The following is a 16,619-nucleotide window of genomic DNA, read 5'->3' as shown; positions in this document are numbered from 1 at the left end:
GCTATATGGTCGGACGCGGCGTCGGGCATCCTGGAGAGTCGGGGTTTGTTGACAACCCGTGAATCCGTCCGGCGTTGTCAGTGGCTCCCCCTAGTCTGAAGAAGCACGGGGGCCCCGCCCCTGTCACTTCTCTCAAGAAAGGTGCGGACCGGCGTGGCCGACCGTCTCATCGTCCGTGGCGCGCGCGAGCACAATCTGAAGAACGTCTCGCTCGACCTGCCGCGCGACTCGCTCATCGTCTTCACGGGCCTCTCCGGGTCGGGCAAGTCCTCCCTGGCCTTCGACACCATCTTCGCCGAGGGCCAGCGCCGCTACGTCGAGTCGCTCTCCTCGTACGCCCGCCAGTTCCTCGGCCAGATGGACAAGCCGGACGTCGACTTCATCGAGGGCCTCTCGCCGGCGGTCTCCATCGACCAGAAGTCGACCTCGCGCAACCCGCGCTCCACGGTCGGCACCATCACCGAGGTCTACGACTACCTGCGCCTGCTCTTCGCGCGCATCGGCAAGCCGCACTGCCCCGAGTGCCGCCGGCCGATCTCGCGCCAGTCGCCGCAGGCCATCGTGGACCGGGTGCTCGAGCTGCCCGAGGGCAGCCGTTTCCAGGTGCTGTCCCCGCTGGTGCGCGAGCGCAAGGGCGAGTTCGTCGACCTGTTCGCCGACCTCCAGACCAAGGGCTACTCCCGCGCGCGGGTGGACGGCGAGACCGTCCAGCTGTCCAACCCGCCGACGCTGAAGAAGCAGGAGAAGCACACCATCGAGGTGGTCGTCGACCGCCTCACGGTGAAGGACTCCGCCAAGCGCCGCCTGACCGACTCCGTGGAGACGGCCCTCGGCCTGTCCGGCGGCATGGTCGTGCTCGACTTCGTCGACCTGCCGGAGGACGACCCCGAGCGCGAGCGCATGTTCTCCGAGCACCTGTACTGCCCGTACGACGACCTGTCCTTCGAGGAGCTGGAGCCGCGCTCCTTCTCCTTCAACTCGCCCTTCGGCGCCTGTCCCGACTGCACCGGCATCGGCACGCGCATGGAGGTCGACCCCGAGCTGATCGTCCCCGACCCGGACAAGTCGCTCGACGAGGGCGCCATCCACCCCTGGTCGCACGGGCACACCAAGGACTACTTCGGCCGGCTCGTCGGCGCCCTCGCGGACGCCCTGGGCTTCCGCACCGACATCCCCTTCGCGGGGCTGCCCCAGCGCGCCAAGAAGGCCCTGCTGCACGGCCACAAGACGCAGGTCGAGGTGCGCTACCGCAACCGGTACGGGCGCGAGCGCCGGTACACCACGGCCTTCGAGGGCGCCGTGCCGTTCGTCAAGCGCCGGCACAGCGAGGCCGAGAGCGACGCCGGCCGCGAGCGCTTCGAGGGCTACATGCGCGAGGTGCCCTGCCCCACCTGTGAGGGCACCCGCCTCAAGCCGATCGTCCTCGCGGTCACGATCATGGGGAAGTCGATCGCCGAGGTCTCCGGCATGTCGATCAGCGACTGCGCCGACTTCTTGGGCCGGCTCAAGCTGGACGCCCGCGACAAGAAGATCGCCGAGCGGGTGCTCAAGGAGGTCAACGAACGCCTCCGGTTCCTGGTCGACGTCGGCCTGGACTACCTCTCGCTCAACCGCGCGGCCGGCACCCTCTCCGGCGGCGAGGCCCAGCGCATCCGTCTGGCCACCCAGATCGGTTCCGGCCTCGTCGGCGTGCTGTACGTCCTGGACGAGCCGTCCATCGGCCTGCACCAGCGCGACAACCACCGGCTGATCGAGACCCTGGTCAGACTCCGCGACATGGGCAACACGCTCATCGTCGTGGAGCACGACGAGGACACCATCAAGGTCGCCGACTGGATCGTGGACATCGGCCCCGGCGCCGGCGAGCACGGCGGCAAGGTGGTGCACAGCGGCTCCCTGAAGGAGCTGCTCGCCAACGCCGAGTCGCAGACCGGGCAGTACCTGTCCGGCAAGAAGGCCATCCCGGTGCCCGACGTCCGGCGCCCGCGCGACCCGTCCCGGCAGCTCACCGTGCACGGCGCCCGCGAGAACAACCTGCGGGACATCGACGTGTCCTTCCCGCTGGGCGTGTTCACCGCGGTCACCGGCGTCTCCGGCTCCGGCAAGTCGACGCTGGTCAACGACATCCTGTACACCCACCTGGCGCGCGAGCTGAACGGCGCCCGCAGCGTGCCCGGACGGCACACGCGGGTGGCCGGCGACGACCTCGTGGACAAGGTCGTGCACGTCGACCAGTCGCCCATCGGCCGCACCCCGCGGTCGAACCCCGCGACGTACACCGGAGTCTTCGACCACATCCGCAAGCTGTTCGCCGAGACCACCGAGGCGAAGGTCCGCGGCTATCTGCCCGGCCGCTTCTCCTTCAACGTCAAGGGCGGCCGCTGCGAGAACTGCGCGGGCGACGGCACGATCAAGATCGAGATGAACTTCCTCCCGGACGTGTACGTCCCGTGCGAGGTCTGCCACGGCGCCCGGTACAACCGGGAGACCCTGGAGGTCCACTACAAGGGCAAGTCCATCGCCGAGGTCCTGAACATGCCGATCGAGGAGGCGATGAACTTCTTCGAGGCCGTCCCCGCGATCTCCCGTCACCTCAAGACGCTGCACGACGTCGGCCTCGGCTACGTCCGGCTCGGCCAGGCCGCGACCACCCTGTCCGGTGGCGAGGCGCAGCGCGTGAAGCTCGCCAGCGAGCTGCAGAAGCGCTCCACCGGCCGCACGGTCTACGTCCTGGACGAGCCGACCACCGGTCTGCACTTCGAGGACATCAGCAAGCTGCTGAAGGTCCTGTCCGGACTGGTCGACAAGGGCAACACGGTCATCGTCATCGAGCACAACCTCGACGTGATCAAGACGGCGGACTGGGTCGTCGACATGGGCCCCGAGGGTGGCGCCGGCGGCGGTCTGGTGGTCGCCGAGGGCACGCCCGAGCAGGTCGCCGGGGTCCCGGCCAGCCACACCGGGAAGTTCCTGCGGGAGATTCTCGGCGCCGACCGGATCAGCGACGCCGAGCCGGTGCAGGCCCCGCGCGGGACGGCCCGCAAGACGGCGACCGCCGCCAGGAAGGCGGCCCCCGCCAAGACCACCGCGGCCAGGACCACCGCGGCCAGGACCGTCACCGCCAGGACGACCGCCGCCGCGAAGACCGCGGCCGGCAAGACCGCGGCGAAGAAGTCGACGGCCCGGGCCCGCAAGGACTGACGGCCGCACGGGCCGCGTCCCGCGCGGCGACACGCGACGGCGCCGGAGTCCCCAGCGGACCCCGGCGCCGTCGGCTATATACCCGCGGTCGCTCAGCCCTCGGCGGACTCCGCGCGGGGCTCCACGAACTGCATGTCCAGCTGGATCTTGACCGCGTCGCCCAGCAGCCCGGCCCCGAAGTCCAGCCCGAAGTCGCTGCGCCGGATCTCGCCCGTCGCCTCGAACCCGGCGTGGTTGCGCCCGTCCGCGGGGGTCCCCACGACCCCGCCGAACTCCACGGCGAGCGTGACCGGACGGGTCACCTCCCCGATGGTCAGCTCCCCTTCCATCGTCCAGTCCTCGCCGCCGCCGGTGATCCGGGTCGAGCGGAACGTCATCGTCGGGCGCTTCTCCACGTCGAGCAGATCGGCACTGCGGGTGTGCGCGTCCCGGTCGGGGTTGCCGGTGTCGATGGAGGCCAGCGCGATCTCGGCGGTCACCTCGACGTCGTCGAGGGTGTCCCCGACCCGCAGCCCCGCCCGCACCTCGGAGAACCGTCCCCGGACCTTGGAGATCCCCAGGTGGCGGATGGTGAAGTTGACGGCCGAGTGCAGGGGGTCGAGCTCCCAGTCGCCGGACCGGAGCGGAAGGGGGGAGACGGTGGGGGAAGCGGTGTCGTTGTTCGTCATGCCGCCACTCTGACGTCGTTCGCGCACGGCAGGGAGACCGGGCGGAGAGTGGTAGTGACAGGGCCACCCTCCGCAGCGGTCCGCGCGGTACGTTCGGGGGCGTGAGCGACAACGAGCTGGGCGCCTTTCTGCGGATGCGACGCGAGGCCGTCACTCCGGCCGAGGCCGGGCTCCCCACCGGCCCCCGCCGTCGCACCCCCGGCCTGCGCCGCGCCGAACTGGCCACGCTCGCCGGCATCAGCGTCGAGTACCTCACCCGGCTGGAACAGGGCCGCGACCGCAACCCCTCCGCCCAGGTCCTGGGCGCCCTCGGCGACGCCCTGCGGCTGTCCGTGCCCGACCGGATCCTGCTGCACCGCCTCGCCAAGGCGCACGGCGGCGACAAGGCGCTGTGCGCCGCGGCGACCCCGCCCTTACGCACGGTCCGTCCGACCGTGCGGGCTCTGCTCGACCGGCTGGAGCCGACACCGGCCGTGCTGCTCAACTGGATCGGCGACGTCGTCGCCCACACCGACGGCTACGAACGGCTCGCCCGCCCCCTCGGCCTGCTCGACGGACGGCAGCCGAACATCCTGCGCTATCTGTTCACCGACGACCGGGCCCGCGCCGCCTTTCCGGCCTGGGACCGGCTCGTGGACGAGCAGATCGCCCATCTGCGCCACGAGGCAGCCCTGCACGACCCGCATCTCGTCACCCTCGCGGAGGAGCTGACGGTCACCGCGGGGGGAGCGTTCAGCGAGCGGCTCGCGGCCGTGCCCACGCTGCCCGCCCGGTTCGGCACCGACGTCGTGGAGCATCCCGAGGCGGGGCTGCTGCGACTGTCGTACGAGATACTCGCGCTGCCGGACGAAGGCCAGCGGCTGGTCGTCCATCTCCCGGCGGACGAGGCCACGGCCACCGCGCTGGACCGGCTCAACGGCCGCAGACCGGGCGCGCTGCGCGCCGTGGGCGGCCGACCGCCCAGCTCTTCCGCGGTCGGCTGACGCCTTGTCCGTCGGCGGCGGGCCGACCGCCTCGTCCGTCTGCCGGCGACCGACGGCCGACCGCCTCGTCCGTCTGCCGGCGACTGACGGCCGGCCGCCTCGTCCGTCTGCCGGCGACTGACGGCCGGCCGCCTCGTCCGTCTGCCGGCGACTGACGGCCGACCTTCCTGTCCGTCTGCGGCCGGCCGACCGCCTTGTCCGTCTGCGGCCGACTGGCGGTCCTGCCCGTCGGCCGACCGCCGCCCCGCCCTCTACGGCCGGCCCAGCTCGCCCACCTCCGAGGCGTACGGCGGCTCCGCGCCGGCCCGGGAACAGGTGACCGCCGCCGCCCGCGCCGCGAACCGCAGCAGCCGCGTCCAGCCGTCCGCGCCGAGGGAGGCGAGGGCCTCGGGGGAGAGGGCGTCCCAGGTGGACAGGCCGTGCAGCAGGGCCGCGTTCACCGTGTCGCCGGCGCCGATGGTGTCCACCACGTCGACCCGCTCGCCCGGCACCGAGTGCTCCGAGCCGTCCCGCGTGAACACCGTCAGCCCGTCGCCGCCCCGGGTGATCACGACGGCCGACGGACCGGCCGCGAGCCACTCGCGCGGGGCGCCGCCCAGCCAGTGCGCGTCCTCCTCGGAGAGCTTGAGCAGCGCGACGGACGGCAGCCAGCCCTCGAACCGGGCCCGGTAGGCGTCCGCGTCGGGGATCAGGCCCGCGCGCACGTTGGGATCGAGCGCCGTGAAGACGCCCTGCGCGGCGGCGCGCCGCATCAGGTCCTCGTACGCGCTCGCGCCCGGCTCCAGCACCAGCGAGCAGGTCCCGAAGGACACCGCGCGCGTGCCGGGCGGCAGCCGGTCCGGGGCGGCGAACAGGCGGTCGGCGGTGCCGTCGACGTAGAACGAGTACCCGGCCGAGCCGCCGGCGTCGATCGTGGCCACCGCGAGGGTGGTCGGCTCGTCTCCGCGCTGCACCGCGGAGACGTCCACCCCCGCCTTGCGCAGCCCGTCGAGCAGGGTCTCGCCGAAGGCGTCGCGGGAGGTGCGGGAGCAGAAGGCGGTCGGGGAACCGAGCCGGCCCAGGGCGACGGCGGTGTTGTACGGGCCGCCCCCGAGCGCCGGCCGCAGCGGCGCGAGGGCGTCCGGAGCCTCCGGTACCAGGTCGATCAGGGCCTCACCGGCGACGACGATCACGAAGGGTTCCTTACGTCATGGGGCGTTGGTCGGGTCACTCGTAGCAGAAACCCGCCTGCCGGGCCACCGGCCGCCCCCCGCTATCGTCACCGTGCACCGCCCCGCGATCCCTGGAGCCCGTCATGCCCGCCCGTCCCTCCGCGAGCCGCCGTACCGTCCTGCGCACCGCGGCCCTCGTACCGGCCGCCGGTCTCGGCCTCGCCGCCTGCTCCCCGGGCGAGAGCCGTACGGCGGCCCTGCCCACGGCGCCGGTCGACCTCGGCGAGGAGAGCGAGGTCGCCGAGGGCGGCGCGGTGCTGTACCGCGATCACAACGTGGTGGTCGGCCGCACCGAGGACGGCTCCCTGCGCGCGTACAGCTCGGTCTGCACGCACGCGGCGTGCCCCATCAACAAGCTGGAGGGCACGAAACTGATCTGCCCGTGTCACGGAAGTGAGTTCGACGCCCTGACCGGCGAGGTGCTGCACCGCCCGGCGACGGTGCCGCTGAAGGAACTCCCGGTCCGGGCCGAGAACGGCAGGATCGTCGCGGGCCCGGCAGCCTGACCCCCGAGGTCCCGTCGGCCCTGCGCCGACCGACGAGGCCGTGGCCCCTTGCGCTGACTGCCGAGGCCCGTGACCCCTGCGCTGACTGCAGAAGCCCGGTCGGCCCCTGCGCTCACTCCCACTCCCAGGCGATGCCCACGATCCCCGAGCGCACCCGCGGCTCCACGATGTGCACCGAGCGGTGGCGGCCGGTGAGCGGCAGCTCCTGGCGGCCGCTGCGGGGGGCCGCCGTAGAGTGCTGGGTGAAGCGGTGGCAGCGCACCGGGAGGGCCTGTGCGTCGAAGCGGACCTGAAGGGCGTACTGGCCGCCGGCGGGGCCGAAACCGCGCACGTACTCGCGTGACACGCCGGCCGTTCCGTCCTCGACGCCGTAGCGGAAGAGGAACGTGTCGCCCGCCCGCAGCCGCGTGTCGAACATCAGCTCGGCGACGACGACGCCGGTCTCCCGGTGCCGCCGGACGCGTCCCGTGCGGCAGTTCTCCAGGGCCAGCACCGCCATCCTGTCCGGGGCGCAGCCCGGGTCGCCGTGGTGCACGGCCACGAAACGGTCCACCCCGTCCCGGTGGGCGCGCACGATGTGGTGCGACTCACGCCCCACAAGCTCCCGGCGCGCCCCGATGCGCACCTGTTCATGGTGGCCGAGCATGTGCAGGCCGCCGTCGAGCGGCGCGTCCAGCTCGGCCAGCAGCCGTTCCAGAACGTCGGAGGCCTCCACCCGGGAGCGGTAGGAGCGGGTGCCCGGGTGCCGGACGACCGTCTCCTCGTCGGCCTCCGCGAGCAGCCGGATCAGCGACTCCTCGGGCAGCTGGAGTATCTCCTCCAGTGCCCGAACGGCCCGCAGCGACTCCGGGCGCTGCGGCCGGCGGGCGCCCTGCTGCCAGTAGCTCAAACTGGTGACGCCGACCTTCACGCCGTACCGCGACAGATGGTGCTGCACGCGCTGCAACGGCAGGCCGCGGGCGGCGATCGCGGCGCGCAGCGCGACATGGAACGGGCCGCCCCGCAGGGCGGTGTCCAGTTCCGCCGCGGCGGCGTCCGCGTGCTGTGTGGCGTGCGGCATGTGAGGCGGCCTCTCTGTGACGGTTCACCGGCTGGTCGGGCCGGTCGACGCGGGTCCTCGGGCCCACCTCCCACCGGCGCCGGCGCCCCGTCGTGTCGCGCGTCGCCGTGCACGGTCCCGAGTTCCACCGCATTGAAGCGTGTCGACCATGGCTCGACAACACCTGGCGCCGAACCGCGGCCCCACCGCGGTGTCGGCACCCGCCAGTAGGGTGTGAGACATGGCCGACCCCTCCAGCTACCGCCCCAGGCCGGGTGAGATCCCGGACTCCCCCGGGGTGTACAGGTTCCGTGACGAGCACCGCCGGGTGATCTACGTCGGGAAGGCGAAGAGCCTGCGCCAGCGCCTGGCCAACTACTTCCAGGACCTGGCGGGCCTGCACCCGCGCACGCGCACCATGGTCACCACGGCCGCGTCCGTGGAGTGGACGGTGGTGTCCACGGAGGTCGAGGCGCTCCAGCTGGAGTACTCCTGGATCAAGGAGTACGACCCGCGGTTCAACGTCAAGTACCGCGACGACAAGAGCTACCCCTACCTCGCCGTCACGATGGGCGAGGAGTTCCCGCGCGTGCAGGTCATGCGCGGGCACAAGAAGAAGGGCGTGCGCTACTTCGGGCCCTACGGGCACGCGTGGGCCATCCGCGACACCGTCGACCTGCTGCTGCGGGTCTTCCCGGTGCGCACCTGCTCGGCCGGCGTCTTCAAGAACGCCGCCCGCACCGGCCGCCCCTGTCTGCTCGGCTACATCGGCAAGTGCTCCGCCCCCTGCGTCGACAAGATCTCCGCCGAGGACCACCGCGACCTCGCGGAGGAGTTCTGCGACTTCATGGCCGGCCGCACCGGGACCTATCTGCGCCGCCTTGAGCGGCAGATGGCCCAGGCCGCCGAGGAACTGGAGTACGAGCGGGCGGCGCGGCTGCGCGACGACATCGGGGCCCTGAAGAAGGCGATGGAGAAGAACGCCGTCGTGCTCGCCGACGCCACCGACGCCGACCTGATCGCGGTCGCCGAGGACGAACTGGAGGCGGCCGTGCAGATCTTCCACGTCCGCGGCGGACGCGTGCGCGGCCAGCGCGGCTGGATCACCGACAAGGTGGAGGAGATCACCACCGGCGCCCTGGTCGAGCACGCCCTCCAGCAGCTGTACGGCGAGGAGACCGGCGACGCCGTCCCCAAGGAGGTGCTGGTCCCCGCGCTGCCCGATCCGGTCGAGCCGGTGCAGGAGTGGCTGACCGGGCGGCGGGGGGCGAACGTCTCGCTGCGCATTCCGCAGCGCGGGGACAAGAAGGCGCTGATGGAGACGGTGCAGCGCAACGCCCAGCAGTCGCTCGCGCTGCACAAGACCAAGCGCGCCTCCGACCTGACCACGCGTTCGCGCGCGCTGGAGGAGATCGCCGACGCGCTCGGCCTGGACAGCGCCCCGCTGCGCATCGAGTGCTTCGACGTCTCCCACCTCCAGGGCGACGACGTGGTGGCGTCGATGGTCGTCTTCGAAGACGGCCTCCAGCGCAAGAGCGAGTACCGGCGCTTCCAGATCAAGGGCTTTCGGGGGCAGGACGACGTCCGGTCCATGCACGAGGTGATCACGCGCCGCTTCCGTCGCTATCTGGCGGAGAAGGAGCGCACGGGCGAGTGGACCGACGGGGAGGAGACCGTCGCCGCCGGCGCCGGCGGCGACCTGCCGGCCGCCGTCGAGAACACCCTCACCGAGGACGACGGCCGCCCCAAGCGCTTCGCCTATCCGCCGCAGCTCGTCGTCGTGGACGGCGGCAGGCCACAGGTCGCGGCGGCGCGGCGGGCACTGGACGAGCTGGGCATCGACGACATCGCCGTGTGCGGGCTGGCCAAGCGGCTGGAGGAGGTCTGGCTGCCGGACGACGACGACCCCGTGGTCCTGCCCCGCACCAGCGAGGGCCTCTACCTGCTCCAGCGCGTCCGTGACGAGGCCCACCGGTTCGCGATCACCTACCAGCGCGCCAAGCGCTCCCAGCGCTTCAAGTCCGGCCCGCTCGACGAGGTGCCCGGGCTCGGCGACACGCGCAAACAGGCGTTGATCAAGCATTTCGGTTCGGTGAAGAAGCTGCGGTCCGCGACAATCGACCAGATCTGCGAGGTTCCCGGCATAGGCCGCAAGACGGCGGAAGCCATCGCCGTGGCGTTCGCCCGGGCGGCCCCGGCCGCACCCGCCGTGAACACGGCTACCGGAGAGATCATTGAGGACGAGGAGCCCGAAACGACGGCGGGCCCCTCGGGGGAGCCCGTGACCGCGGGCGCCCCGGACGAGCGACGGGGGCAGGAGACATGACCGAGCACGAGACGCAGCCCGCTGCGGAACGCAACCCGACCCACGAGGCGGCGGCCGGAACCGGGGGGCCGACGTCCGGGGCCGCGGGTCCACGCCCGGCGGACGACCGGCCGTCCGCCGACCGGGCCGCGGAGCGGCCGGACGACGACGGGCGGCCCATGGCCGCCGCTCGGGCCGCCGACGGGCCCGGCCCGGCCGGGCAGGACCCGGCCCGGCCGGCTCCGGCCGGATCCAATGCTGCCGGATCGAATGCTGCCGGATCGGGGGCTGCGGGATCGAGGGCTGCTGGACTGGCCGCGGCCCGGCCGACGGCACAGGGCCCGGCCCGGGAGGGGGCTGCCGGATCGGAGGTTGCCGACCCGGCCTCGGCCCGGCCGACCGAGCAGGGTGCGACCGCCCACGGCGCGACCGCGCAGGACGCGGGCGGGCAGGACGCCGGGCTGCCCGGTGACGGAGTGCAGGACGCGGGACAGGTGGACGGAGAGCAGATGAGTACGGCTGGTGAGGCGGGCGGGGTGCCCGAGGCCGCGATCCCCGAGCTGGTGATCATCTCGGGGATGTCCGGGGCGGGGCGGTCCACGGCCGCCAAGTGTCTGGAGGACCTCGGCTGGTTCGTCGTGGACAACCTGCCGCCCGCCCTGATCCCCACCATGGTGGAGCTGGGCGCCCGCTCGCAGGGCAACGTCGCGCGGATCGCCGTCGTGGTCGACGTGCGGGGCCGCCGGTTCTTCGACAACCTGCGCGAGTCCCTCGCCGACCTGGAGGCCAGGAACGTCACCCGGAGGATCGTTTTCCTGGAGTCCTCCGACGATGCCCTGGTCCGCCGTTTCGAGTCGGTGCGCCGCCCCCACCCCCTCCAGGGCGACGGCCGCATCGTGGACGGCATCGCCGCCGAGCGCGAGCTGCTGCGCGAGCTGCGCGGCGACGCCGACCTGGTGATCGACACCTCCAGCCTCAACGTGCACGAACTGCGCGCCAAGATGAACGCCCAGTTCGCCGGCGAGGAGGAGCCCGAGCTGCGGGCCACCGTGATGTCGTTCGGCTACAAGTACGGCCTCCCGGTCGACGCCGACCTCGTCGTGGACTGCCGCTTCCTGCCCAACCCGCACTGGGTCCCGGAGCTGCGCCCCTTCACCGGCCTCAACGAGGAGGTGTCCGGGTACGTCTTCAACCAGCCCGGCGCCAAGGAGTTCCTCGACCGCTACTCCGAGCTGCTCCAGCTCATCGCCGCCGGCTACCGCCGTGAGGGCAAGCGGTACGTGACCGTCGCCGTCGGCTGCACCGGCGGCAAGCACCGCTCGGTCGCGATGTCGGAGAAGCTCGCCGCGCGCCTCGCGGCCGAGGGCGTGGAGACGGTGGTCGTGCACCGGGACATGGGACGCGAATGACCAAACGTACGTTGCGGCTCAGCAGGCTGCGCCGGGCCGTCCCCGAGGGGCGCGGCGGCCGGCCCGCCGAGCCCCGCGGGGGCCGGGCGCGCCGCCGGGGCGCCCAGCCCAAGGTCGTCGCCCTCGGCGGCGGCATGGGCCTGTCCGCCTCGCTCGCCGCGCTGCGCCGGATCACCGGCGACCTCACCGCCGTCGTCACCGTCGCCGACGACGGCGGCTCCAGCGGCCGGCTCCGCGACGAGCTGGGGGTGCTGCCGCCCGGCGACCTGCGCAAGGCCCTGGCCGCGCTGTGCGGGGACGACGACTGGGGCCAGACCTGGGCCCGCGTCATCCAGCACCGCTTCCAGTCCGGCGGCGAGATGCACGGCCACGCGGTCGGCAACCTGCTGATCGTCGCCCTGTGGGAACAGCTCGGCGACCATGTCCAGGCCCTCGACCTGGTCGGCAGGCTGCTCGGCGCGCAGGGCAGGGTGCTGCCCATGTCGGCCGTGCCGCTGGAGCTCCAGGCCCTGGTCAGGGGGCACGACCCCGAGCGGCCCGACGCCGTCGACACCGTCCGCGGCCAGGCCAACGTCGCCCTCACCCCGGGCGAGGTGCAGTCCGTGCACCTGGTGCCGGGCGCCCCTCCCGCCGTCCCCGAGGCCGTCGAGGCCGTCCTGGACGCCGACTGGGTGGTGCTCGGCCCCGGCTCCTGGTTCTCCTCGGTGATCCCGCATCTGCTCGTGCCCGAGCTGCTGGACGCCCTCACCGAGACCAAGGCCCGCCGGGTCCTCTCCCTGAACCTCGCCCCGCAGCCGGGAGAAACCGAGGGCTTCTCCCCGCAGCGTCATGTGGAGGTTTTGGGACGACACGCCCCTAAACTCGCCCTGGACGTGGTGCTGGCCGACGAGGCGGCCGTGCCCGACCGCGACTCGCTGACCGACGCCGCCCGGCGTCTGGGGGCCGCGGTCGAGCTGGCCCCGGTGGCCCGTACCGACGGAACCCCGCGGCACGACCCGGAGCTCTTGGCCGCCGCGTACGACCGTATTTTTCGGATGCATGGAAGGATCGGCCCATGGCGATGACGGCAGCGGTGAAGGACGAGATCTCCCGGCTCCCCGTCACCCGGACCTGCTGCAGGAAGGCGGAGGTCTCCGCCATTCTGCGGTTCGCCGGCGGCCTCCACCTGGTCAGCGGGCGCATCGTGATCGAGGCGGAGCTGGACACCGCGATGGCGGCCCGCCGCCTCAAGCGGGACATCCTGGAGATCTTCGGCCACAGCTCGGAACTGATCGTGATGGCGCCCGGCGGGCTGCGCCGCAGCTCGCGCTACGTCGTCCGGGTGGTAGCGGGCGGCGACCAGCTGGCCCGGCAGACCGGCCTCGTGGACGGTCGCGGACGCCCCATCCGGGGTCTGCCCCCGCAGGTGGTCTCCGGGGCCACCTGCGACGCCGAGGCGGCCTGGCGCGGCGCCTTCCTGGCCCACGGCTCGCTCACCGAGCCCGGCCGCTCCTCCTCCCTGGAGGTGACCTGCCCCGGCCCCGAGGCCGCCCTCGCCCTCGTCGGCGCCGCCCGTCGGCTGTCCATCGCGGCGAAGGCCCGCGAGGTGCGCGGCGTGGACCGGGTGGTCGTCCGCGACGGCGACGCGATCGGCGCGCTGCTCACCCGGCTCGGCGCCCACGAGTCGGTGCTGGCCTGGGAGGAGCGCCGGATGCGCCGCGAGGTCCGCGCCACCGCCAACCGGCTCGCCAACTTCGACGACGCCAACCTGCGCCGCTCCGCCCGCGCGGCCGTCGCCGCCGGCGCCCGCGTCGCCCGCGCGCTGGAGATCCTCGGCGACGACGTGCCCGAGCACCTCGCCGCCGCCGGCCGGCTGCGCATGGAGCACAAGCAGGCCTCCCTGGAGGAGCTGGGCGCCCTCGCCGACCCGCCGCTGACCAAGGACGCCGTCGCCGGCCGCATCCGCAGACTGCTGGCCATGGCCGACAAGCGCGCCGCCGACCTCGGCATCCCCGGCACCGAGGCCAACCTCAGCGAGGAACTCGCCGACAACCTCGCGGGCTGACTCCGGCCCTCACGGGCCGACCGCTGCCGAACTCGCCGTCCGACCGCCGACCGGCCGAACCGCCGGCCCGACCGGCCGGCCCGGCCGGCCTCACCGGGCGACCCGCCTCGCCGTCGGCCGACCTCGTCGGCGAACCCCGACACCCCGTCAAACCGCCGGAGCCGACGCCCCCTTGGGCGATCGGCCCCGGCGTCCCCCGTTCCCGTCGCACTCTTGACTCGATCAAGAAGTGTCATGAGCCTGGCACCTATTCGCCGCTGTGGCGAACCAGTACCAGGGGGGTACATGAGACACAGAGCGGGATTGATCCTCGCTGTCGGCGCGCTCCTCCTCGCAGGAGCGGGCACCGCACCCATCGCCCAGGCACAGCCCTCGAACCCGGCCGAGGCCGAGGCCGAGGAAGTCAAGGTCTTCCGCGCCGAGGTGACGAAGCGGCAGGTACCCCTGCTGCTCGCCGCCGGACAGGACGGCCACGAACTCAGCGAGCGCGTCCCCGAGAAGGGCACCGCCACCGTCGAGGCCTTCCTCACCGACAAGCAGGCCGAGCAACTGCGCGAGCAGGGCGTCGAGCTCGCCGAGCACACCCTCTCCGCGCGCGCCGAGGCCCGCGTCGAGGCCGCGGCGGACGGGGTCTTCCGGCCGTACAGCGGGCCCGGCAACCTCAAGGAGGAGATCCTGCGGACGGGGCAGGAGCATCCGTCCCTCACCAAGGTCGTCTCCATCGGCAAGACCGTCCGGGGGCAGGACATCCTGGCCGTCAAGCTCACCAAGAACGCCAGGAAGACCAAGGACGGCGCCAGGCCCTCGGTGCTGTACCTGTCCAACCAGCACGCGCGCGAGTGGATCACGCCGGAGATGACCCGCCGGCTGATGCACCACTACCTGGACAACTACCGGACCGACCGGCGCATCAAGCGGATCGTGGACACCACCGAGCTGTGGTTCGTCATCTCCGCCAACCCCGACGGCTACGACTTCACGCACGCCGCCGACGGCGACCGGCTGTGGCGCAAGAACATGCGCGACAACAACGGCGACGGCGCGTACACCATCGGGGACGGCGTCGACCTCAACCGCAACTTCGCCTACAAGTGGGGCTACGACGACGAGGGCTCCTCCCCGTACCCCACCAACCAGACCTACCGCGGCCCCGGCCCGAACTCCGAGCCCGAGACCAAAGCCCTGGACGCCCTCCAGAAGCGCATCGGCTTCGAACTCGGCATCAACTACCACTCCGCCGCCGAGCTGCTGCTGTACGGCGTCGGCTGGCAGGTCGCGACGCACACCCCGGACGACGTGCTCTACAAGTCCCTCGCCGGCACCCCCGGCAACTCCGCCATCCCCGGCTACCTCCCGCAGCTCTCCTCCGAGCTGTACACCACCAACGGCGAGGCGGACGGCCACGCGGCCAACGTCAACGGCACGGCGATGTTCACGCCCGAGATGTCGACCTGCCAGACGATCTCCAACCTCTACCCGGACGACCCCTGGAACGCCGCGGACTGCGCCTCCGGCTTCAACTTCCCGGACGACGAGAAGCTGATCCAGGACGAGTTCGAGAAGAACGTCCCGTTCGCGCTGTCCGTCGCCGAGTCGGCGGCCCGGCCCGACCGGCCCAAGTCCTCGGTCGGCGTGGAGGCCCCCGACTTCACCCCGGCGCCCTTCACCACCTCCTACTCGCGCGGCGCCGACCAGGAGGTCTCCGTCGTCGTGCGCAAGTCGGTGCGCGACAAGGAGCTGAAGTACCGCGTCAACGGCGGGCGCGTCCACGACGTGGCCCTGCGGCCCTGGCGCGGCGGCGAGACCTTCGGCGGCGAGGACAACCTGTACTTCGACGAGTACCGTGCCAAGGTCCTCGACGGCTCGCCCGGCGACGAGGTCGAGGTGTGGTTCAGCGGCGAGACCCGCGAGGGCAGGCCCACCCGCAGCGAGAGCTTCACCTACACGGTGGCCGAGCGGCGGCGCGCCGACGTGCTCGTCGTCGCCGAGGAGGGCCAGAGCGCGACCCACGCGCAGACCTACGTCGACGCGCTGCGCGCGAACGGTCACCGGGCGCTGGTGTGGGACGTCGCCGAGAAGGGCGCGCCCGACGCGCTCGGCGTCCTGAAGCACTTCGGCACGGTCGTCCACTACACGGGCGCCGTGCGCCCCGGCAACGCCACTCAGATGGAGCTGCGCGCCTACCTGAACGAGGGCGGCAAGCTGATCGAGGCGGGCGAGACGGCCGGCGGCTCGGTCGACCTCGGCGACGGCACCCTGTCGAACGACTTCAGCCAGTACTACCTGGGCGCCCACAGCCGCACGTCCCTCCCGGGCGTCACCGGCTTCGACGGCGTCGGGGCGCTGGACGGCGTCGTCGCGCCGCTCGGCGACGCGCCCGGCAACCCGCTGAACACGGCCGGGTCCTTCGGCGTCACCTCCGACACCCTGCCGGTGGAGACGTTCCCGCAGTTCGAGAGCGCGGGCGCGGGCCGGTACCCGGGCACGGTGAACCCGTACGGCCCCTACGAGGGCGACTCCATGGCGGCGGTCACGCACTCCGACTACGCCTGGAACCGGCTGACCCGCACCATCGACCTCACCGGCGTGAGCGCGGCCGACCGGCCCACCCTGCGCACCCGGCTGCTGTGGGACACCGAGGAGGGCTACGACCACGCCGTACTGGAGGCGCACACCGCGGGCGCGGACGACTGGACCACGCTCCCGGAGGCGGGCGGCGCGACCGGCACCGCCGTACCGGCCGAGTGCGAGGCCGGCTACTTCATCCAGGCGCACCCCGCGCTGAAGCGCTACCTCACCCCGGGCGACGCCGGCTGCACGCCGACCGGCACGAGCGGGGCGTGGAACAGCTTCACCGGGGCCTCGGACGGCTGGCAGCAGGTCGAGTTCGACCTGTCGGCGTACGCCGGGAAGACGGTCGAGGTCGCGCTGAGCTACATCACCGACCCCGGCTCCGGCGGCCACGGCGTCCTGGCCGACAACGCCACCGTCGTCATCGGCGGCGCGGCGGGCCCGGCCGACGGTTTCGAGACGTCTCTCGGCGCGTGGAGCACGCCCGGTCCGCCCGCGGGCAGCCCCGCGGTCATCAAGGACTGGGGCCTGGCCGGCGAGCTGTTCCGGACCTACGGGGCGGTCGCCACGGACGACACCGTGCTGCTGGGCTTCGGCCTGGAGCACGTGGCCTCCGAGACGAGCCGTGAAGCGCTCATCCGAAGGGCTCTCACGGCACTTGAGAGCTGATCCGGGCGGGTGG

The 16,619-nt window shown here is 72.7% G+C and carries 11 protein-coding genes; 8 read left to right on the top strand and 3 right to left on the bottom strand.

Features of this window, described 5'->3' with window-relative positions; all coding sequences use genetic code 11:
- Window positions 1-153 precede the first annotated feature (153 nt).
- A complete protein-coding gene (gene uvrA, locus ACZ6KF_RS13460) occupies window positions 154-3,201 on the top strand; it encodes an excinuclease ABC subunit UvrA (protein ID WP_356635536.1) in 3,048 nt (1,015 codons plus the stop codon).
- 92 nt (window positions 3,202-3,293) lie between these two features.
- Here the strand turns inward: uvrA and ACZ6KF_RS13455 are convergent, their stop codons facing one another.
- Window positions 3,294-3,869, bottom strand: a complete 576-nt coding sequence (locus ACZ6KF_RS13455; protein WP_469159795.1) for a YceI family protein — start codon at window positions 3,867-3,869, stop codon at window positions 3,294-3,296.
- Between the two features lie 101 nt (window positions 3,870-3,970).
- Here ACZ6KF_RS13455 and ACZ6KF_RS13450 point away from each other — a divergent pair, with 101 nt between their 5' ends.
- Complete coding sequence (locus tag ACZ6KF_RS13450; RefSeq protein WP_356635540.1) at window positions 3,971-4,852, top strand: helix-turn-helix domain-containing protein; 882 nt, start codon at window positions 3,971-3,973, stop codon at window positions 4,850-4,852.
- A gap of 251 nt (window positions 4,853-5,103) precedes the next feature.
- On the opposite strand, the gene ACZ6KF_RS13445 is transcribed toward ACZ6KF_RS13450, so the two are convergent.
- Window positions 5,104-6,024: a carbohydrate kinase family protein gene (locus tag ACZ6KF_RS13445; protein ID WP_356635542.1), complete on the bottom strand. Its 921-nt coding sequence runs from the start codon at window positions 6,022-6,024 to the stop codon at window positions 5,104-5,106.
- Between the two features lie 122 nt (window positions 6,025-6,146).
- On the opposite strand from ACZ6KF_RS13445, the gene ACZ6KF_RS13440 reads away from it, so the two are divergent.
- Window positions 6,147-6,569: a Rieske (2Fe-2S) protein gene (locus ACZ6KF_RS13440; RefSeq protein WP_356635544.1), complete on the top strand. Its 423-nt coding sequence runs from the start codon at window positions 6,147-6,149 to the stop codon at window positions 6,567-6,569.
- A 112-nt stretch (window positions 6,570-6,681) separates the two neighbouring features.
- On the opposite strand, the gene ACZ6KF_RS13435 is transcribed toward ACZ6KF_RS13440, so the two are convergent.
- The gene (locus ACZ6KF_RS13435; RefSeq protein ID WP_356635546.1) at window positions 6,682-7,629 is read right to left on the bottom strand and encodes a hypothetical protein; all 948 of its coding nucleotides are present in this window, start codon (window positions 7,627-7,629) and stop codon (window positions 6,682-6,684) included.
- A 220-nt stretch (window positions 7,630-7,849) separates the two neighbouring features.
- Between ACZ6KF_RS13435 and uvrC the strand changes: the two genes are divergently transcribed.
- The 5 genes from uvrC to ACZ6KF_RS13410 all read left to right on the top strand — a co-directional run bounded on the left by uvrC (window position 7,850) and on the right by ACZ6KF_RS13410 (window position 16,606).
- A complete protein-coding gene (uvrC, locus tag ACZ6KF_RS13430) occupies window positions 7,850-9,934 on the top strand; it encodes an excinuclease ABC subunit UvrC (protein WP_469238479.1) in 2,085 nt (694 codons plus the stop codon).
- A gap of 488 nt (window positions 9,935-10,422) precedes the next feature.
- Complete coding sequence (gene rapZ / locus ACZ6KF_RS13425; protein WP_356635631.1) at window positions 10,423-11,322, top strand: RNase adapter RapZ; 900 nt, start codon at window positions 10,423-10,425, stop codon at window positions 11,320-11,322.
- Window positions 11,319-12,386, top strand: a complete 1,068-nt coding sequence (locus tag ACZ6KF_RS13420) for a gluconeogenesis factor YvcK family protein (protein WP_356635550.1) — start codon at window positions 11,319-11,321, stop codon at window positions 12,384-12,386. The genes rapZ and ACZ6KF_RS13420 overlap by 4 nt, the downstream gene beginning before the upstream one ends.
- A complete protein-coding gene (gene whiA, locus ACZ6KF_RS13415) occupies window positions 12,377-13,366 on the top strand; it encodes a DNA-binding protein WhiA (protein ID WP_356635552.1) in 990 nt (329 codons plus the stop codon). Before ACZ6KF_RS13420 ends, whiA begins: the two co-directional genes overlap by 10 nt.
- Before the next feature lie 285 nt (window positions 13,367-13,651).
- Window positions 13,652-16,606, top strand: a complete 2,955-nt coding sequence (locus tag ACZ6KF_RS13410; protein ID WP_469159797.1) for a M14 family metallopeptidase — start codon at window positions 13,652-13,654, stop codon at window positions 16,604-16,606.
- Window positions 16,607-16,619: the final 13 nt, after the last annotated feature.

The organism is Streptomyces sp. NPDC046379, from assembly GCF_055587785.1.
The sequence above is the reverse complement of the archived record's forward strand: the minus strand, read 5'-3'. Positions and strand labels throughout refer to the sequence as shown.